The sequence below is a fragment of the Actinomadura gamaensis genome, from assembly GCF_042652125.1.
In the GTDB taxonomy this organism is placed as follows: Bacteria; Actinomycetota; Actinomycetes; order Streptosporangiales; family Streptosporangiaceae; genus Spirillospora; species Spirillospora gamaensis.
On sequence record NZ_JBHSIT010000010.1, the window covers coordinates 382517 to 401240 of the forward strand.

Sequence of the window (18724 nt, forward strand, 5' to 3'; positions counted from 1 at the left end):
GGCCGGATCGCTGAGCCGGATCGCTGAGCCGGATCGCTGGACCGAACGCGGTCAGGATCGCAGGCTGGATCGCGGGCGGGCTCGCGGGCCGGATCGCCGGCTAGCTCACGGGCCGGATCGCGGGCTAGCCGAAGTCGGCCAGGGCCTTCTCGATGTCGGGGTCGCCGGGCGCGAGGTCCCGCGCGCGCACGAGGTCGGCGCGGGCCTGGTCGGGGCGTCCGAGGGCGAGCAGGACGACGGCGCGGTTGAACAGGACGGCCGGGTCATCGGCCAGTTCCAGCGCGCGGGTGAGGTCGCGGGCCGCCGCCTCCGCGTCGCCGATCTCGTAGAACAGGACGCCCCGGCTCGCCCACGCGGCGGCCAGCGTCGGATCGCTGCCCAGGGCCTGGTCGAACGCGGCGCGGGCCCGGTCGCCGTGCCCCTCGGCCGCCTCGATCTGGCCGAGGACGCTGAGCAGGTGCGCGTCGCCGGGATGGTGGGCGAGGCCGGCGGCGCAGTCCGCGCGGGCCTCGGCGGTGCGGCCGAGCGCGACGAGCAGGCCCGCCCGGTTCGTCCGGGCCTCGGCGAAGGCGGGGTCCAGCTCCAGCGCGCGGTCGAGGTCGGCGAGCGCGCCCTCGTGGTCGCCGGCGGCGAACCGGACCTCCGAGCGGTTGAAGTACGGCTCGGGGAACGGCGGGCCGACGCGCATCGCGGTCTCGTAGTCGGCGACGGCCTCGTCCGCGCGGCCGAGGCGCAGCAGCAGGTTGCCCCGGTCGATGTAGTAGTCGGGATGGACGGGGTCGGCGTCGATCACGGCCGTCCAGTCGCGGAGCGCGTCGGCGGTGCGGCCGAGCCGGTCCAGGACCGTGGCGCGGTTGGCGAGCAGGACCATCCGGTGGACGGGCTGGGCGCCCGGCGGCAGGTCGCGTTCGGCGAGGTCGATCGCCTCCTGGACGAGCCGCAGCGCCGTCCCGTCCCGGCCGAGGCGGGACTCGACCAGCGCCCGCCCGTTCAGGTCGAAGCCGAGCTTGACCGCGCGCTCGGCCCGGTCGGGCAGCAGCCCGCACAGCGCGATCGCGGTGTTCGTCCAGGCCAGCGCGGCGGTGAGGTCGCGGCGTCCGGGGTCGTGGTGGCGGACGGCGAGCATCGCCAGCGAGTACGCGATCGTGGAGTGCCAGACGGGCGAGTCGGTGGTCGCGCGGGCGTGGTGCAGCAGCCGCTCGGCCTCGTCCTCGCGCCGCAGCGCGGCCAGCGCCATGGCGGTCGCGTGCACGAGCTCCCACCAAACCCCCGCCTCCGCGCCCGCCTCAGCACCCGTCTTCGCGCCCGCCTCAGCACCCGCCTCCGCCTCCACGTCCGTGCCCGACTCCGCGCCCGCCTCAGCGCCCGCCTCCGCCTCCACGTCCGTGCTCGCCTCCGCCTCCGCCTCCGGGGGCGCGGAGGCGGCCAAGCGGGAGGCCGTGGCGGGGTGGGGGGTGGCGTGGTCGAGGCCGCGGCGGCCGAGCTCGACGGCGGCGTCGTGGCATCCGTGGTCGAGGCACCAGGCGACGGCGTAGGCGTAGGAGGCGGCGGCGCGCGCCGGGTCGCCCGCCCGGTCCCGGTGCCGCAGGACGGCGCCGAGGCGCGGCCCGACCAGCCCGGACGCCTCCAGCTCGTCCGCGCGGGCGGCGTGCGCGGACGGGTCGAGGTCGTCGCCGGACGGCTCGGGCACCGGCCCGTCGTCGATCCGGACGGCGAGGAGCCCCGAGTCGACGCGGCGGCGCAGCACGGCGAACAGTTCGGCGTCGGCGGGGTCGGCCTCGGCGAACCCTTCGAGCACGACCGTGCGCGGACGTCCCGAGGCCCGCAGCCACTCGCGGACGAACTCGGCCACTCCGTTCGCGACGCGCAGCGTCCGGCGGGCGGCGGGGACGAGGACGCGCTCTTGCCGTCCGACCCGGTCCACCAGCGGGACGCGCCGCGCCGGGACCAGGTCCCCGAGGTCGGGCGCGACGGCGCGCAGCTCGATGTCGTAGGCGGCCGTCAGGTCGGGCCGTTCGGCCGCGGCCTCCGGCACCAGTACGCCGAGCAGCGCGGCGCCGGCCGTGTACGGCCCGCCGATCCGCCGGTCCGCCGAGATCCGCACCTCGTCGGCGGTGTTCCCGGGCGCCCCGTCCGCGATGTTCCCGGGCGACCCGTCGGCAACGTTCCCGGGCGACCCGTCCGCAGTGTTCCTGGGCGGCCCGTCCGCAGTGTTCCCGGGTGACCGGTCCGGGGTGTTCATGGGCGACCCGTCCGCCGCGTCCGGGAGGCGGACAGACGTGGGGTCACAGGGCGACGTGCCTGGAACTGGCCTCGCCGCGCAGCGCGACCGGCCCGGTTCTGTGCACGAGGATCCGCTTCATCGTCCGCCCCTCACTCGGTGTTAGCCGTCGTCTTCAATCCGTATCTCGCGCGGCACGTCCTTCACAACGCCCCGACGCTCCGTGACCTGAAACGGACAGCCGGACATCGCCGTCCCCTCTTGCGTTCCGCGTGCGGGTGTAGTGGCCCGTGCGGTCCGGGACACGCGAGTGGCCGGACGGCGGGTGCCGCCCGGCCACTCGTCCCGCGGGCCCCCATCCGGAGTCGAACCGGACCCTCCAGGGCCACGACCTGGTGTGCGGACCGCCACACCATGGAGGCCGTGTCTCCGGCAGGATTCGAACCTGCGGCCTTCGGGTCCGCAACCCGACGCGCTCTCCCCTGCGCCACGGAGACTCGTTTTCCGGTCGTGCGTGAATCGTTTCCTCGATGCGGTGTCCGCGTGGCGGATGCGGGAATCGAACCCGCCTGGAACGGTTCATGAGGCCGCCGAGAGCACCAGCTCTCCTATCCGCCGGGCGCGGAGGGTGCGAGATTCGAACTCGCGCGGGGAATTCCCCGACCACGGCTTAGCAAGCCGCTGCCTTTCCACTCGGCCAACCCTCCCCGGGCGGCCTCTGAAAAGCGAAACCGCCCGCCGGGCCTCCGGGCCCGCGGGCGGCGATGGACGTCAGGACGCGCGTTTCACGTCCGTCGGGCACCGCTCCCGGAACCGGAGAGATGACGACTGTGCGGCATTCGGCTATGACGTCGCATGGTCCTGCTCTCCTTTCCCGCCGGGACGGTCCGTCCGTCGCTGACAATGGCCACTCTGCCGGGCGGCATCCGCCGCCGCAACTCTTTTTCCGGCAAGCTTCCCCGCACTTCCCCGCGCCTCCCCCCGCCTCCCCGCGCTTCCCAGCGCTTCCCCGCACTTTCTCGTGTTTCCCGTGCATTCGCCGCTTCGGAAGGGCGGCGGCCCGCCGGACGCCCTTCGCGTCCAGCGGGCCGCCGGTGCCAATTCTCGCCGGTGCCGATCTTCGCCAGTACCGGTTCCGGCCGGTACCGGTTCCGGCCGGTACCGCCGCGCGGTGTCAGCCCGCGTGCTTGGCGCTCGCCGCGCCGCGCAGCGCGACCGGTCCCGTCTTGTGGATGACGACTTTCTTCATCTCACCCGCCCCTTCGGCAACAAATGTGCTTGACCGTTCCACTATCACCGGCGGCCTCTCCCCGGGGCCACGGCCATGCGGACATATGACCTTTATAGGCCAGTCAGTGGCGATAAGTGAGCCCGAACCCGTAAGGGAAGAGCGGCGACTTGCCGTCGCCCCTGTTCACCGGCTCCTGGGAGGCGCTGCGCGGCCAGCTGACCGGCAGCCGCCCGGTCGGCCGGACGGTCCCGAACAGCACGTCCGCGACGCCCTGCCCCTCGGTGCCCGGCAGCCACGACTCGACCAGCCCGTTCCACTGCGGGAGCTGCGCCGCGATGTCCAGCGGACGCCCCGACACCAGCACCACCACGACCGGGACGCCGGACGCGCGCAGGTTCGCGAGGGTGCTCAGGTCCTGGTCGTCCAGGCCCATGCCGTCCGGCCGGTCGCCCATGTACTCGGCGTACGGGGTCTCGCCGACCACCGCGACCGCGACCTTGTACGACCTGTCGATGCCCGTGCCGTCCTTGCTGTAGGTGACGCTCGTGCCCGGCCGGACGGCCTGCCTGATCCCCTGCAGGATCGTGGTGCCCTTCGTGATCGGCCCGGACGAGCCCTGCCAGGTCAGCGTCCACCCGCCGGTCTGGTTGCCGATGTCGTCGGCGTTCTTGCCCGCCACGAAGATCTTCCCGGCGGACCGCGAGAGCGGCAGCACGTTCCCCGCGTTCTTCAGCACGACCTGCGACTCGGCGACGGCCCGCCGCGCCAGCGCGCGGTGCTGGTCCGACCCGAAGGTGCGCTGGAACGAGCGGTCGGCGAACGGGTGCTCGAACAGCCCCATCTGGAACTTCACCGTCAGGATGCGGCGGTTCGCGTCGTCGATGCGCGACATCGGGACGTGCCCGTTCGCGACCTCACCGCGCAGCATGTCGATGAACTGCTTCCAGTCCCACGGCTGCATGAACATGTCGATGCCCGCGTTGACCGCCGCCGTGACGCGCTCCGGCGTGAGGCCGGGCGTGCCGCCGCCGATCTGGTCGATGCCGTTGTAGTCGCTGACGACGAAGCCCTTGAACCCGAGCTCGCCCTTGAGCACGTCGGTGATCAGGTACTTGTTGCCGTGCATCTTGACGCCGTTCCACGAGCTGTAGGAGATCATCACCGAGCCGACGCCGCGCCGCACCGCCTCCCGGAACGGCGGCAGGTGGATCTTCCTCAGCTCGGCCTCGGAGACCTGGGTGTCGCCCTGGTCCTTGCCGCCGGTCGTCCCGCCGTCCCCGACGTAGTGCTTCGCCGTCGCCAGGATGGACGCCGGGCCGGACCCGAGCCGCCGGCCCTGGAACCCGACGATCTCGGTCGTCATCGCGGACGGCAGTTCGGGCACCTCGCCGAACGACTCGTACGTGCGGCCCCAGCGGTCGTTGCGCGCGACGCACAGGCAGGGCGCGAACGTCCACTGCACGCCGGTGCCCGCGACCTCCTCGGCGACCGCACGCCCGATCCGCTGGACGAGCCGGGGGTCGCGGGTCGCGCCGAGCCCGATGTTGTGCGGGAAGATCGTCGCCCCGTACACGTTGTTGTGCCCGTGGACGGCGTCCGCGCCGTAGATCATCGGGATCCGGAGCGGGCTCGCGAGGGCGCCGCGCTGGTAGCCGTCCACCATGTCGGCCCAGCCCTGCGGGGTGTTCTCGGCGGGCACCGACCCGCCGCCGGACAGGATCGAGCCGAGCCGGTAGGTGGTGACGTCCTGCGGGGTGGCGCCGCCGCGTTCGGCCTGCGTCATCTGGCCGAGCTTGTCGTCGAGCGTCATCCGCTTGAGCAGGTCCTCGACGCGTTCTCGAACAGGCCGTCGAGCGTCGAGGTAGGGCGCGTTCGACGGTGCGGGCCGCTCGTGGAGCCGTCCGGGGACCGTCGTGGCCTGCGCCGGGAGGGTTGCGGCCCCGAGGGCGCCGAGCGCCGTCGCGAGGCCGAGGACGAGGGTTCGGGGTGGGAAGCTGCGCACAGAGACCTCCGCGCGGTTCGATTTGTTGCCCCCGACAACAAGCGCACGTTAAGCCCGCCCACGCACCCCGGCAACCCCTCCCTCCCCACCCGTCCACATCCGGACGGCCGGGGAGGGAGGCACCGGTAAGGGACGAACCGTCATTCCTCGAAGTCGGTGCTGCGCGAGACCTTCTCCCAGACGGCGGCGTCGGCGCGGTCGCGGGCCAGAGACGCCTCGATCGCGTCCACCGCGTCGTTGCCGAGCGGGAGGCGCAGCGGCGTCTCGTCCGCGTCCAGGGCGGCGAGGATCGCGGCGGCGGCCTTCGCCGGGTCGCCCGGCTGCTTGCCGTCGCTCTCGGGCAGGTCCCTCCGCACCGGTCCGACCAGCTCCGCGTACTCGGGCAGCTCGGCCGTCTGCGCCAGCGCCCCGGACCCCGCGAACGAGGTGCGGAAGCTGCCCGGCTCGACGATCAGCGTCCGGATGCCGAACCCCGCGACCTCGCCCGCCAGCGCCAGCGTCAGCCCCTCCAGCGCGTGCTTGCTCGCCGAGTAGGCACCGACGCCCGGGAACGACAACCGGCCGCCCATGCTGCTCATCTGCACGATCGCGCCCGTCCCCTGCCGCCGCATGTGCGGGAGCACGGCGCGGACGAGCGCCGCCGGGCCGAAGAAGTGCAGCTCCATCTGCTCGCGCAGCTCCCGGTCGGTCGTCTCCTCGACCGCGCCGACCAGGCCGCGCCCCGCGTTGTTCACCAGGACGTCCACGCGGCCGTGCCACAGCACCGCCTCGGCGACCGCGGCCGTGATCGCGGCCTGGTCGGTGACGTCCAGCCCGATCGCGCGCACCCGGTCGGGGTGCGCGGCCACCAGGTCGTCCAATGCCTCGGGACGGCGCGCCGCCGCCACCACGACGTCGCCCGCCGCGAGCGCCGCCTCCGCGATCGCCCGGCCGAACCCCGACGTCGCTCCCGTGATCAACCACACTCGCTGTTCGCTCATGCCCAGAGTTATCCACCCGGACCGGACCCGGCGTCCAAGACAGAAGATCACTCACGGCATAAAGAGCGTTTATCATCCCAGCGTGGAACTGCGTGAGCTGCGCTACCTGGTCGCGATCGCGGACGCGGGCAACGTCGGACGCGCCGCCGCGTCCCTGTACGTGAGCCAGCCCGCGCTCTCCTACGCGCTGCGCCGGCTGGAGTCCGAGCTCGGCGTCCGGCTGTTCGACCGGCATCCGGGCGGCGTGACCGCGACCGCCGCCGGACGCGACGTGGTCGCCGAGGCGCGCCGGACGCTCGCCGCCGCCGACGGGGTCCTCGCCGCCGCCGAGCGGCACCGGCGGGCCGTTTCGGGCGTGCTGCGCGTCGGGTTCGAGGCGACCGGGGCGGGCGAGCTCACCACCCGCGCCCGCGCCGAGTTCGCGCGCCGCCACCCGGGCGTCCGGGTCGAGCCGAAACGCTTCGACTGGGGCGGCGAGGTGCCCGCCCTCCGCGACGGCCGCGTGGACGTCGCGTTCGCCTGGCTGCCCGCCGACCTGACCGGGCTGCGCTCGGAGATCGTCCACACCGAGCCGCGCGTGGTCGGCCTGCCCGTCGCGCACCCGCTGGCGTCCCGCTCCGGCCTGTCGATCATGGACGTCGCGGACGAGCCCCTCATGTGGACCGAGCGCGCGCCCCGCGCCTGGGTCGACTGGTGGGCGGTCAACCCCCGCCCGGACGGCTCGGCCCCGGTCTGGGGGCCCACCAACGACAACGTCGAGGAGATGCTCGAACAGGTCGCCGAGGGCGCCGCGATCTGCTTCGCGCCCGCCAGCATGGGCCACTACTACACCCGCCCCGACCTGACCTGGATCCCGCTCACCGACGTCGAGCCGCTCCGCGTCGCCCTGGCGTGGGCCGCGTCCGCGCCGCTGGTGGACGACTTCGTGCGGGTCGTCCGCGCCCTGGCCGGGTGATCGGGTGACCGTCACCCGGCGAGCGTGTCGGCCAGGGCGCGGAGGGCCCGGTAGACGCGGAGCTTGACCACCTCGACGGGCAGTCCGAGGACGGCGGCGGCCTGGTCGACCGTCCGCCGCCGCACGTAGGTCTCGGTCAGGATCTCCCGATGCGCCACGGGCAGCGACCGGAACGCCCGCGCCACGGCGGCCGGACGCCGTCCGCCGCCGGACGGGGAGGCATCGGGGTGTTCGCCACATCGCACAGCCACGATCCGAACCTCGCAGCCCCCGTCGGCGTCCGGCAGCCCTTTATGCCGCCCTTAACCGTCGGCTAAGCCCTGGCTTCGGTGCGTGGCGGGACGGCGGCGGTCTCGATCGGGCGGGGTTCGCGGAGCGTCCGCGCGAGGGCCCAGGCGAGGGCGGGCGCGGCGATCACCGGGATGAGCGCGGCGGACGGCGAGGTCGCGTCGGCCAGCGCGCCGAGCGCCGGACTGACGACGCCGCCTACGCTGACCGCGAGGCCCAGCGTGACGCCGCCCGCGGTTCCGACGCGTCCGGGCAGGTAGTCCTGGCCGAGGGTGATCTGGAGCGAGAACGGCACGTACAGGGTCGCCGCCGTCGCCGCGACGCCGAGGAACACCAGCGGGCCGGGCAGGAACGCGACGCCCGCGACGGACGGCACGGCGAGCGCGTACGCGGCGCGGGTGCAGCGGACGCGGCCGAAGCGCCCGGCGAGCCGCCCGCCGAGGACGGTCCCGGCCGCGCCGCCCGCGAACAGCAGGAACAGCGCCGCCGCCCCCGCCTCCGAGCCGCCGTCCATCCGCTGCTTCGCGACCACGGCGAGCAGCGTGCTCACCCCGAAGAACGCGATCGACCGGAACGTCACGACGAGCGACAGCCGCGCGAACATGCGCCAGTCGTCGCGCCGTCCGCCGGACGCGCCGGACGAGGACCGCGCGGGCGCCGGCTCCCGCGTCACCAGGACGGTCATCAGCGCGCCCGCGACGGCCGGGACCGCGAGCCAGGGCGTCGCGCCGAGCCCGCCCGCCGCCAGCAGCGGCGTGACCAGCAGCGGAGCCGCCGCGAACCCGACGTTGCCGCCCAGCGAGAACCAGCTCATCGCGGTGTGGTCGCCGCGCGTGACGGCCCGCGCGAGCCGCGCGGACGCCGGATGGTACGCCGCGACGCCGAGCCCGGACACCGCGACGACCGCCCAGACCAGCGCGCGGTCCCCGGACGTCCCGGCCGCCGCGATGCCGAGCCCCGCGAGCAGCATCGACACCGGGATCAGCCACGGCATCCGCCACCGGTCGGTGAGCAGCCCGAACACCGGCTGGACGACCGACGACAGCAGCGTCGCCGCGAGCACCACCGCCGACGCCGCCGCGTAGCTGTAGTGCCGCTCGGACACCAGGAACGGGACGAGCGCGGGCACCGCGCCCTGGTACACGTCCACGCAGGCGTGCCCGGTGGACAGGAGGAGGACCGACCGCTTCATGCCCGCCAGCGTCGCCCGCCGCCCGCTTGTCGCGCTTCCGGCATCACGCCATCATGTATCGGAAACCCGCCAAACGGCTCAGGAGACTCGCGTGCCGCACCCGTCCACTCCTGCGACGCGGCACCCATCCGCTCCGGCGAGGCGACAGCCGTCCGCTCCTGCGACGCGGCACCCATCCGTTCCGGCGACGCGGCACCCGTCTGCTACGGCGACGCGGTACCTGCCCGAGGCGGCGACCGGCATCCGCGCGCTGGTGCCCGGCGGCGGGCTGAGCGCGCACCGGCACGACAACCCGCAGCTCATCTACGCACGGACGGGCGTGGACGCGGTGACGACCGACGCGGGGAGTTGGCTGGCCTTCCCCGGACGGGCGCTGTGGGTGCCCGGCGGGATCGTCCACGAACACCGCTCGTTCGGCGTCGCCGACCTGCGCCTGGTCGGAGTCGCCGCCGCGGACGACCCGATCGGCACGTCGTCGCCCGCCGTCCTCAGCGTCGATCCGCTGCTCCGCGAACTGATCCTCGCCATCACGGCCGAGCCCGGACCCGCAGCCGGGCTCGAACCCCCAGCCGGGCTCGAACCCCCAGCCGAACCTGAAGCCGCAGCCGAACCTGAAGCCGCAGCCGAACCTGAAGCCCCAGCCGGGCACGAAGCCGCAGCCGAACCTGAAGCCGCGGCCGGGCACGAAACCGCGGCCGGGCACGAAACCGCGGCCGGGCATGAAGGCGGGCCCGAGGCGAAGGTGGGAGGCGCGGTGGAAGGCGGGGAGCGGAGTCGCCTGATGGCCGTCCTGCTGGATCGGCTGCGGCGCGCGCCCCGGCTGGCGGGACACTACGTCCCCGCGGCACGCGATCCCCGGCTCGTCGCCGCCTGCCGGATCCTGCTGGACGACCCGGCCGAACCCGCCGGGCTCGCCGAGCTGGGCAGGCGCGTCGGCGCCGGGGAGCGGACGCTGTCGCGCCTGTTCGCGCGCGAGCTGGGGATGAGCTTCCCGCGCTGGCGGGCGGCGCTGCGCCTGCACCACGCGCTGATCCTGCTCGCGGAGGGCGAGCCGGTCACCGCCGTCGCGCATCGTTGCGGCTGGGCGTCGGCGAGCGCGTTCATCGACGCCTACCGCCGCACCTTCGGCCACACCCCCGGCGCGGCCCGCCGGGACGGCTGGCCGAGATAGGACTTTCACCCGCTCTGACCTGCATTTTCTGAATCGCCTGAAAAATACCTGAAAATGGTATTGACAGGCGTCCGAACTGACCGCACTCTATGGGTCGGCAGCAGGGGCGATCATGCTCCCCCGACCCCCGCCGCCCGGCCGCGCGCGCACGCCGAACTCCGTCCCCCGCCTCCCACAAGGAGTCGTGTGATGCAGCGACGAACCCTGTTCGCGTGCCTGCTCCCGTCCGCCCTCCTCACCGCCCTGGCCGCCGGGCCCGCCGCGGCCTCCCCCGGCCCGACCGCGCCGCTCCCCGCCGCCCCGAACCCGACCGCGCCGCGCCAGGCCGCCCCCGACCCGACCGCGCCGCTCCAGGCGAATCCCGATCCGACCGCGCCGCGCGGCACGGCTCCGGATCCGACCGCGCCGCTGCGTCCGACCGCTCCGGCGTCGCCCGACCCGACCGCTCCCAAGGTCGGACGCGTCGCGCACGCCCGCGCCGTCCCGCAGGACGCGGCCACGAAGAAGGCCGCCGACGCGTTCCGCGCGCTGCACCGCGCGCGGCTGCGGAACTCCGCCGGCCCCGCGATCGACGAGCAGGTGCACGAGTTCTGGGGCGTCGAGCCCGCCGCCGGAACCCACGACGGGCTCATGGCCACGCACAGCATCGACCCGTCCTACCAGGTGTCCTACGCCGACGACTTCACCTACGCGCCGACCACCAAGGCCGCCTCGTCCTGCATGGAGATCACCACGGTCTACTCGCAGGCCGTCGGGAACGAGCTGTGGGCGTGGGACTGGTGCGGCGGCAACGGCCCGGCCGTCGAGGTCCCGATGGACGCCTCGTTCCAGCGGACCTACACCACGCAGGTCAACGGGCATGCCGCCTACACCGTCCAGCTCGTCCGGACGAACGCGTCGACCAACGCCTGGACGGCTTACCTATACAACTACACGACCAAGACGTGGAGCTCCTTCTACAGCAAGTCCGGACGCGACACCAGCGGCCTCCGCTACGGCTGGGACATCTTCGAGATCTACGCCAGCCGCGACCCCTCGACCGGCAACGCCTACTACTGCGAGGACGCCCGGAACACCGTCTTCGAGAGCAGCTCGATCAAGCTCCGCCACAACGGCGCCTGGACGGCGGCGAGCCCGTCCGACTCCCCCTGGGAGCCGGTCGCGAACCCGGACCCGTCCGACTACCTGTGCCCGACGCTGAAGTTCGTCCGAGCCGGGTCCGACGACCACTGGGTGGTGAGCCAGTAGAGGACACCGGGGGCCGCCGGGCGACAGCGGCGCCCGGCGGCCCCCGGCCCCGGCCCGGCCCTGGCCCCCGGCTCCGGCTCCCGGCTCCGGCTCCCGGCTCCGGCTCCCGGCCTCAGCCCCCGGACGGATACCGTCGGCGGTATGACGAGATCTTCAGCGCTCCGCTCCGAACGGCTCGTCCTGCGCCGCTGGCGCGACGAGGACCGCGGCCCCTGGGCCGCGCTCAACGCCGACCCCGAGGTCATGAAGTACTTCCCCGACGTCATGACCCGCGCGGAGAGCGACGCCCAGCTCGACCGCTTCGACGCCGCCATCGAGGAACGCGGCTTCGGCTTCTGGGCCGTCGAGGTCGCCGGGTCGGGCCGCTTCATCGGCGTCACGGGCCTGTCCGTGCCGCGCTTCACCGCGCACTTCACCCCGGCCGTCGAGGTCGGCTGGCGGCTGGCCCGGGACGCCTGGGGCCACGGCTACGCGTCCGAGGCCGCCCGCCGCTCCCTCGACTTCGCCTTCACCGAACTCGGACTCCCCGAGGTCGTCGCCTTCACGACCGTCGACAACGCCCGCTCCCGCGCCGTCATGCGCCGCATCGGCATGACGCACGACCCGTCCGACGACTTCGACCACCCCTACTTCGTCGAGGGCCACCCGCTGCGCCGCCACGTCCTGTACCGGATCGCTCCCGGCCACTCCGGATAATCCGTGGCATCCCGCGCACCGTCCTGGCTAGCCTCGCCCCGGTGATCTACGAACACCCGCTGGCCTACCTGCTGGGCATCGAAGGCACCGCGCTGCTCCGCGCGTTCACCGGCCACGGCGACCGCGACTTCGTCGAGGCCCGCCTCGCCGAGATCCGCCGCCTCCTGGACGACCCGTCCCTCGCGGACGCGGCCGTCCGGGTCGAGCGCGCCGACACCGTCACCGGCTACGGCGTCTGGGCCCCGACCTACGACGACCCGGACAACGCCGCGTTCGCGATCGACGAGCCCGTCGTCACCGGGATCCTCGACGCGCTCCCGCCCGGCGACGCCCTCGACGCCGCCTGCGGGACGGGCCGCTACGCCCGCCTCCTGTCCGCGCGCGGCCACCGCGTCACCGGCGTCGACAGCTCCCCCGCCATGCTGGCCGAGGCCCGCCGCGCCGTCCCGGACGCCGACTTCCGGACCGGCTCCCTGGACGCCCTGCCCGTCCCCGACGCCTCGGCGGACGTCGTCACCTGCGCCCTGTCGCTGACCCACGTCCCGTCCCCGGCGCCCCCGCTGCGCGAGTTCGCCCGCGTCCTGCGCCCCGGCGGCCACCTGATCATCGCGGACGTCCACCCGGACGCCGTCGCGCGCGGCTCCGTCCCGACCGTCCGCCTGGACGGCCGCCCGGCCCGCGTCACGACCCACCACCACCTCGTCGGCGACTACCTGCGCGCGGCCCTCGACGCGGGCCTGCACCTGCGCCGCTGCGAAGAGCCCGTCCCGCCGCCTCCGCCCACCGTCCCGGACGCCGCCGACGGACCCGGCCCCTGGGACGTCTGGCCCTGGAGCCTCGCCGCGATGATCCCGGAAGCCGCCCTGGCCGCCTCCGCCGGCGTCCCGTCCATGCTGATCTGGCACTTCCAGGCGCCTACCGCGCCGGCCGGTACCGCACGTTGACGACCGCCTCGCCGCCCGACCGCTCCAGCCGAACCGGAACCCCGCCCGGATTGTCGAACAACCGAATCCCGTCCCCGAGCAGCACCGGCGCGACATGCAGATCGATCTCGTCGATCAGCCCGCGCTCCAGCAACTGCCGTCCGATGTTCGGCGAGAACACCTCGACGTTCTTACCGCCCGCCGCGTCCAACGCGACTCGCACCGCGTCCGCGACATCGCAGTCCAGAAAGGTGACGTCATCCGCGGGCTCGGCGTCCTCGGGGTGATGCGTGAGCACGAAGATCGGTCCCTTCCAAGCACCCCCGTAAGGCCGAGCCCCGCCGACAACGGCGTCCCACCCGTCCCGCCCTCCGAGCACGGCCCCGGTCGTCCGGACGTACTCGTCGAGCAGCCCGTCCCGCAGGCTCATTCCGGCCATCCACCCCATGTCATGCCCGGGCCCGGCGACGAACCCGTCCAGCGACATGGCGAAGTGCCAGAGCACCTTTCCGGCCCCGACCTGCGCCGCGAAGTCATCCACTTGTCCTCCGATCACCGACCGCCTTTCCAGAGGAGACTCCGCCCGCCCACCAACTCATCGCCGCCCCCGGCCGATGTCCGTGTCATCGAATCGGTGAGCCGACGCGGTGAAGCGTTCCGTCCGGGTCGACGTAAGCGAACTCGCGGAGCCCGTAAGGCGTGTCGTCCGGTTCGCCGAGGCGGCCGGGGACGCCTGCACGGCTCCATTCGGCATGCAGGGCGTCGGCGTCCGAGACGTAGAGGTAGACGACCGCGCCGGTGCGGGCGGGGTCATGCTCGTCCCACTGGGTGAGGTGGAGCCCGACCGGCCCCCGATCGGCGAACCCGTACCCGGGATCTCCGTCGTAGCGACGCACCGAGAAACCCAGGGCGCGATAGCGGTCGAGTGCGGCGGCGAGGTCCCTGACCGGAATCACCGGCGCCACGTCCTCAAAACGAACCTGACCGTCCATGGTCTCTCCTACGACGTGACGGGCATGGACTCCGGAGGCTACGCGGTAGCTGCGACACTCTCCGGCTCGCCGGCATCTGTCGAGCGACGTGACGGCGCAGTCGATGCTTCCGGCGGAGACCTCTCCCCTCGCGACGGCGGCCACCCTCTTGGCCACCCCGCTGGCCACTAGGCAAGGTGCAGACTGGGTGCATGCCGCTCGGACCGCTCGTCAAGGACCTCCGCGAAGCCCTCGGCTACTCCCAGGCGCGGCTGGCCGACCTGCTCTGCGCTTCGGCGGACCATGCGACGGTCACCCGGGAGACGGTCTCACGCTGGGAGCACGGGACACGGAACCCCGGACCGTTCTGGCTCCGCCACCTCGCGGCCGTCCTGGAGGTGCCGCTTGAAGTCCTCGAGGACGCGAAAGTGAACCGACGCCGATTCCTGACGAACGCCGCCGCCACGGCCATCGCGCCCGTCGTCGCGAGCGACCTGATCCGCTCCGGCTTCACCTCCGCGCTCGCAGAGGACCGGCCTGGGCTGGACGAGTGGAGGGACAAGCTCGTCACCTACGGGCGGGACTACATGTCCCTCGGCGCCGCGGAGATCCAGAAACGCCTGTCGCTCGACCTCCTCGTCCTTCAGCAGCAACTCGAAACGCCCGGCCTCTGGGACGTGGCGGCCAAGCTGATGACCCTCTACGGGAAGACCTTCCCGGGCTCGGACGGCGCGAAGGCCGCCACCTGGTACCGGATCGCGGCCGAGGCCGCCGACCGCTCCCAGAACGACGAGACCCGGGTGTGGGTCCGCGGCCGTGCGGCCATCGCGCTCGGCTACGAGGGCGCCGGGCTCGGCATGGCGGATCTGTTCGCGTCCCAGGCGATGGCGATCAGCGACAAACCGTCCCTCGGCCGCCTCAACGCGATCATGGGCCGCGCCCACGTCGCGGCGCTCCGCGGAGACCGCACGACGGCGCTGCGCCTGCTGCGCGAAGGTCGCCACGTGTTCGACCGCATCGGTTCCGAAGAGCAGACCTCGGACTACGCCGTCCCATGGTGGCGAATGAACGTCTTCGTCTCCCTCATGAGCGCGCGCCTCGGCGACGAGAGAACCGCCGTCGCCGCTCAGGAACAAGCCCGCGCGGAACTCCCCGCCTCGCTCCCACGATTCACCACCCACCTCGACCTGCACCGCGGCCTGATGCTGGCGAAAGCCGGAGACCAGCAAGGCGGCATCGCCTACGCGCAACAAGCCCTCAGCGCCCTCCCCCCAGAAAAGCATTCGCTCACTTTGCGGCTTTTGATGGAAGAAATCCGAGGTCGTGGCCACTAGCCAGGCCACTCCCCGTCAGATCACCGGTCGAGCAGACTCTGTGGCATCCGTCACAGTGGCAATGCCGATAGGACGATCCGATGACCTGGCCCAAAGCGAACTCTGCTCGCAACCGGCACCCGAGGCACGCTCAGTGGTTCGAGCAGGACGTCGCCGGCGTGGCGTCCGCGGCGGTGCTCGTGCGGAATCTCGTCGAGGCTCACCTGATCGGGTGGGACCTCAAGGAAATGGTGGACGACGCGGTCCTGGTCGCCGACGAGTTGTTCGCCAACGCGATGCAGGCGGCGCCCGGGCAGGCGATCGGCCTTCGTGTCGCGCTGCTGGAGAGGTTCGTCGTGGTCGAGGTCGAAGATCCCTCACCCGGGCGGGCCGCGCCTCGGGAGGCCGACGACGAGGGCGGGCGGGGACTCATGATCGTGGACGCCCTCTCCGCCTACTGGGGACAGCGTCCTGAACCCGGCGGCAAGACCGTCTACGCGCTGCTCGCCATCCCGCGTAATGGCTAGCAGCTCATGTCGGCGGCGGCCAGTTCGGTGAGGGCGGCCGGCAGGTGCGGGGACCCTTGCCGGGCGGATACATGAGTAACGGCATGCGCCCGTTCAACTACAGAGAGTGATGTAGGGTTTGGTTCCGTGCGAGCAGTCCGGCTCCAGCGGCTTCCCGCCCGGTCATGGCCCCGGGCGTTGCTGGCGCTGCTCGCGCTGTTCGCCGCGCTGACCCTGCACACCGACGTCGTCGCGGGCGTCGAGGCGAGCGCGACGGCGAAGGTTCATTCCGCCTCGTCCGACTGCGACGACCGGGACGACGGCCCCGGCGATCACAGTGACCCGTCCGCCGTCCGTCCCGCCAGCGCGGTGCCGGGCCGCCCGAGCAGCGTCCGGCTGCCCCGCGGGTTCACTCACGTGCCGGCCTCGGACCTGCCGCGCCCGATCCACCGCCCGCGCCCGGCAACCCCGGTCGCCGTGGCGGGCCGCGATGGGCGCGCCCCCGGCACCGGCACCCTCATCGCCCTGGGCGTCTCCCGTACGTGATCGTCCCTTCGGCGACCGGCTCAGGACGAGCCGGGTCGACCGCACGCGCATCCACACACGCGTAGGACGATGCGGAGGACGCCATGTGCGTCAAGAAGGTCCACACCAGCGCCCAGCGATGGCGCTTCCACTGCCAGCGCTGCGTATGGAGCTGGGAGCAGGTGTTCGAGGCGCGCCACAGCGGCGCCCACACCGCCTGGTACCACTACGGGCTGCCCAGCCAGCCGCCGTGGATCGAACCCGGATGCCCCGCCTGCGGAGCGTCCGCCAAGGCGTTCCCCGGCGGCACGCCCATCTCGCCGCCGCCCTAGCGCGGGAGTCGGCAACTCGACGGCCGGGCCGGGACTGTGCGCCGATATGCCGACGTTCCGCCGGGGACTCCCGGCGGAACGTCGGCGGCGGGACTATGCGCTCACGCCTGCGGCGGCCAGCTTGTCGAGGGCGGCCTGGGACTCGGCGTCCGGCGCGGTCAGGGTGACGAACTGGTGCTCGGCCGTGCCGGGCAGAAGCATCCCGATGTAGTCCAGGGAGATGCGGCCGACGACCGGGTGGCGGTACTCCTTGCGGCCCGTGCCTGGTCCTTTCACGTCCTGCCTGGCCCAGCAGTCCCGGAACGCCGCGTCGCGGGACAGCTCTCGGATGAGCGCCTCGGTCACGGGATTGCCCGGATCGCGGCCGGTGGCCGCGCGCAACTGGGCCACGCCGTGCCGCACCACGCCCTCCCAGTCCACGTAGAACGAGCGCGCCCGAGGATCGCCGAACGCGTACCGGAGCATGTTGCGGCGCGGCTCCGGCAGCTCCGCCACCTCGCACATCAGCGCCGCCGCCGTCCGGTTCCACGCGAGGACGTCGAGGCGGCCGTTGACCACGTACGCCGGGACGCGGTCGATCGCGTCCAGGAGCTGAGCGACCTCGCGGCCGACCTGACCGTCCAGCGGATCCTCGCCGTTCACCTGCGGCGGGGACGGCAGCTCCAGAGCGAGCCGGTACAGATGATCGCGCTCGTCGTCGTTGAGGACGAGCGCCCGGGCCAACCCGTCCAGGACGGACGGGGAGGGACGCGTTCCTCGGCCCTGCTCCAGCCGCATGTAGTAGTCCGGGCTGATCCCGGCGAGCAATGCCACCTCCGCACGCCGCAAACCCGGAGTCCTGCGACGCCCGCCCTCGGGCAGGCCCACGACGGCGGGCCTGATGCGGTCCCGCCTGGAACGGAGAAACTCGGCCATCTCACGAGTCGCCACGTTCCCATTCTGCCGTCCGGAGGCTAGCCCTCCGGTACCTAGTCACGAGCGAGCACTGGTCGGCCCGCTCCCCTGGGGACACAGTGGACTTCGAGACGAAGCTGACGAAGAGGTGACTGCATGCGCTTCCGGAACCTCGGAGCGAACGGACCAGAGGTATCCGTGCTGGGATTCGGCGCGATGACCCTGGCACCGGTCTACGGAGGCGTCGAGGAGAACGACGCCGCCGAGACCCTCATGGCCGCACTGGACGCCGGAATCACGTTCGTCGACACGGCCGACATCTACGGCGCGGGCCACAGCGAGAAGCTCATCGGCCGAATGCTGAAAGGGCGCCGCGACGACGTGGTCCTGGCGACCAAGTTCGGCGGCAACCAGGACGAGCACGGCATCCTCATTCCGGGCATGGGACGTCCCGAATACCTCCGGAAGGCCCTGGACGCCAGCCTTTCCCGCCTCCAGACCGACCACGTGGAGCTCTACTACCTCCACCGGCTCGACCCGACGACCCCGATCGAGGAGACCGCGGGCGCGCTCGGCGAGCTGGTCCAGGCCGGGAAGATCGGCGGGTACGGACTCTCCGAGGTCTCACCCCGGACGCTCCGCCGGGCCCACGCCGTCCACCCGGTCACGGCGGTCCAGACCGAGTACTCGCCCTTCCAGCGGGGACCCGAGGAAGACCTGATCCCGGCGTGCGACGAGCTCGGCGTGGCCTTCGTGGCCTACAGCCCGCTAGGACGCGGCCTTCTCGGCGGAACGGTCCGCTCGTTCTCCGACCTCGAGGAGAACGACTGGCGGCGAGGCAATCCCCGCTTCCAGGCCGAGAACCTGGAGCGCAACGTCTCCCTCGCGGACGACGTGGCCGCCCTCGCCGCCGAACACGGCATCACGACGGCGCAACTGGCTCTCGCATGGCTGATCCACCGCGAGGTCATTCCGATCCCGGGAACCCGCAAGGCCGACAACGCCCGCGCGAACGCCGCCGCCGGCGACCTCACCTTGGACGCCTCGGTCTTCAAGCGCCTCGAAGAACTCGTACCGCCCGGCGCTGTCGCGGGCGCCCAGGGCAACGAGGCCTATCTGGCCAACCTCGACAAGTCCTGAAAGGTGCACAAAGCAGTGAGGCCCCGCCATCGAAATGGCGGGGCCTCACCCAATATATGTCCGGCGGTGTCCTACTCTCCCACACAGTCTCCCATGCAGTACCATCGGCGCTGAGGGGCTTAACTACCGGGTTCGG

General features: G+C 72.9%; 18 protein-coding genes, 3 tRNA genes and 1 rRNA gene. 10 read left to right on the top strand and 12 right to left on the bottom strand.

Going from position 1 to position 18724, the window contains the following annotated elements:
- Positions 1-124 precede the first annotated feature (124 nt).
- The 6 genes from ACFPCY_RS32010 to ACFPCY_RS32035 form a co-directional block, all read right to left on the bottom strand.
- Entirely contained in the window at positions 125-2104 is a 1980-nt protein-coding gene (locus ACFPCY_RS32010; RefSeq protein WP_378261406.1) for a tetratricopeptide repeat protein, read from the bottom strand.
- Between the two features lie 541 nt (positions 2105-2645).
- Positions 2646-2718: transfer RNA gene (locus ACFPCY_RS32015), tRNA-Arg, on the bottom strand.
- A 47-nt stretch (positions 2719-2765) separates the two neighbouring features.
- Positions 2766-2838, bottom strand: a tRNA-Ile gene (locus ACFPCY_RS32020).
- 5 nt (positions 2839-2843) lie between these two features.
- A tRNA-Ser gene (locus ACFPCY_RS32025) sits at positions 2844-2928 on the bottom strand.
- Between the two features lie 645 nt (positions 2929-3573).
- Positions 3574-5454: a glycoside hydrolase family 3 protein gene (locus tag ACFPCY_RS32030; protein WP_378261408.1), complete on the bottom strand. Its 1881-nt coding sequence runs from the start codon at positions 5452-5454 to the stop codon at positions 3574-3576.
- Positions 5455-5594: 140 nt separating this feature from the next.
- Entirely contained in the window at positions 5595-6434 is an 840-nt protein-coding gene (locus ACFPCY_RS32035) for an oxidoreductase (RefSeq protein ID WP_378261410.1), read from the bottom strand.
- A gap of 82 nt (positions 6435-6516) precedes the next feature.
- Here ACFPCY_RS32035 and ACFPCY_RS32040 point away from each other — a divergent pair, with 82 nt between their 5' ends.
- Positions 6517-7389, top strand: coding sequence for a LysR family transcriptional regulator (locus tag ACFPCY_RS32040; protein WP_378261412.1), 873 nt, complete (start codon positions 6517-6519; stop codon positions 7387-7389).
- An 11-nt stretch (positions 7390-7400) separates the two neighbouring features.
- Here the strand turns inward: ACFPCY_RS32040 and ACFPCY_RS32045 are convergent, their stop codons facing one another.
- Both ACFPCY_RS32045 and ACFPCY_RS32050 read right to left on the bottom strand, forming a co-directional pair.
- On the bottom strand, positions 7401-7640 hold the full coding sequence (locus tag ACFPCY_RS32045; RefSeq protein WP_378261415.1) for a sigma factor-like helix-turn-helix DNA-binding protein: 240 nt from the start codon (positions 7638-7640) through the stop codon (positions 7401-7403).
- A 62-nt stretch (positions 7641-7702) separates the two neighbouring features.
- The gene (locus tag ACFPCY_RS32050; protein WP_378261417.1) at positions 7703-8869 is read right to left on the bottom strand and encodes an MFS transporter; all 1167 of its coding nucleotides are present in this window, start codon (positions 8867-8869) and stop codon (positions 7703-7705) included.
- A 91-nt stretch (positions 8870-8960) separates the two neighbouring features.
- Here ACFPCY_RS32050 and ACFPCY_RS32055 point away from each other — a divergent pair, with 91 nt between their 5' ends.
- The 4 genes from ACFPCY_RS32055 (at position 8961) to ACFPCY_RS32070 (ending at position 12928) form a co-directional block, all read left to right on the top strand.
- Entirely contained in the window at positions 8961-10040 is a 1080-nt protein-coding gene (locus tag ACFPCY_RS32055; protein ID WP_378261419.1) for an AraC family transcriptional regulator, read from the top strand.
- A 189-nt stretch (positions 10041-10229) separates the two neighbouring features.
- Positions 10230-11288 carry a carbohydrate-binding protein gene (locus ACFPCY_RS32060; protein WP_378261421.1) on the top strand — a complete coding sequence of 353 codons (1059 nt, stop codon included), beginning with the start codon at positions 10230-10232 and terminating at the stop codon, positions 11286-11288.
- 141 nt (positions 11289-11429) lie between these two features.
- Complete coding sequence (locus ACFPCY_RS32065) at positions 11430-11984, top strand: GNAT family N-acetyltransferase (RefSeq protein WP_378261423.1); 555 nt, start codon at positions 11430-11432, stop codon at positions 11982-11984.
- Positions 11985-12025: 41 nt separating this feature from the next.
- On the top strand, positions 12026-12928 hold the full coding sequence (locus ACFPCY_RS32070; RefSeq protein WP_378261426.1) for a class I SAM-dependent methyltransferase: 903 nt from the start codon (positions 12026-12028) through the stop codon (positions 12926-12928).
- On the opposite strand, the gene ACFPCY_RS32075 is transcribed toward ACFPCY_RS32070, so the two are convergent.
- Together ACFPCY_RS32075 and ACFPCY_RS32080 are read right to left on the bottom strand one after the other, a co-directional pair.
- Complete coding sequence (locus tag ACFPCY_RS32075) at positions 12900-13448, bottom strand: dihydrofolate reductase family protein (RefSeq protein WP_378261428.1); 549 nt, start codon at positions 13446-13448, stop codon at positions 12900-12902. The genes ACFPCY_RS32070 and ACFPCY_RS32075 overlap by 29 nt on opposite strands.
- Before the next feature lie 82 nt (positions 13449-13530).
- A complete protein-coding gene (locus ACFPCY_RS32080) occupies positions 13531-13899 on the bottom strand; it encodes a bleomycin resistance protein (RefSeq protein WP_378261430.1) in 369 nt (122 codons plus the stop codon).
- A 191-nt stretch (positions 13900-14090) separates the two neighbouring features.
- Between ACFPCY_RS32080 and ACFPCY_RS32085 the strand changes: the two genes are divergently transcribed.
- The 4 genes from ACFPCY_RS32085 (at position 14091) to ACFPCY_RS32100 (ending at position 16554) form a co-directional block, all read left to right on the top strand.
- Positions 14091-15212 (top strand): helix-turn-helix domain-containing protein, encoded by a 1122-nt coding sequence (locus ACFPCY_RS32085; protein WP_378261432.1) that lies wholly within the window; start codon positions 14091-14093, stop codon positions 15210-15212.
- Positions 15213-15292: 80 nt separating this feature from the next.
- Positions 15293-15718 (top strand): ATP-binding protein, encoded by a 426-nt coding sequence (locus ACFPCY_RS32090; protein WP_378261434.1) that lies wholly within the window; start codon positions 15293-15295, stop codon positions 15716-15718.
- A gap of 126 nt (positions 15719-15844) precedes the next feature.
- A complete protein-coding gene (locus ACFPCY_RS32095; RefSeq protein WP_378261436.1) occupies positions 15845-16243 on the top strand; it encodes a hypothetical protein in 399 nt (132 codons plus the stop codon).
- Between the two features lie 83 nt (positions 16244-16326).
- On the top strand, positions 16327-16554 hold the full coding sequence (locus ACFPCY_RS32100; protein WP_378261438.1) for a hypothetical protein: 228 nt from the start codon (positions 16327-16329) through the stop codon (positions 16552-16554).
- Positions 16555-16647: 93 nt separating this feature from the next.
- Here the strand turns inward: ACFPCY_RS32100 and ACFPCY_RS32105 are convergent, their stop codons facing one another.
- On the bottom strand, positions 16648-17484 hold the full coding sequence (locus ACFPCY_RS32105; protein WP_378261440.1) for a helix-turn-helix transcriptional regulator: 837 nt from the start codon (positions 17482-17484) through the stop codon (positions 16648-16650).
- Between the two features lie 120 nt (positions 17485-17604).
- Here ACFPCY_RS32105 and ACFPCY_RS32110 point away from each other — a divergent pair, with 120 nt between their 5' ends.
- On the top strand, positions 17605-18588 hold the full coding sequence (locus ACFPCY_RS32110) for an aldo/keto reductase (protein ID WP_378261442.1): 984 nt from the start codon (positions 17605-17607) through the stop codon (positions 18586-18588).
- Positions 18589-18646: 58 nt separating this feature from the next.
- Here the strand turns inward: ACFPCY_RS32110 and rrf are convergent.
- Positions 18647-18724: ribosomal RNA gene (gene rrf / locus ACFPCY_RS32115) — 5S ribosomal RNA — on the bottom strand; the annotation flags it as partial.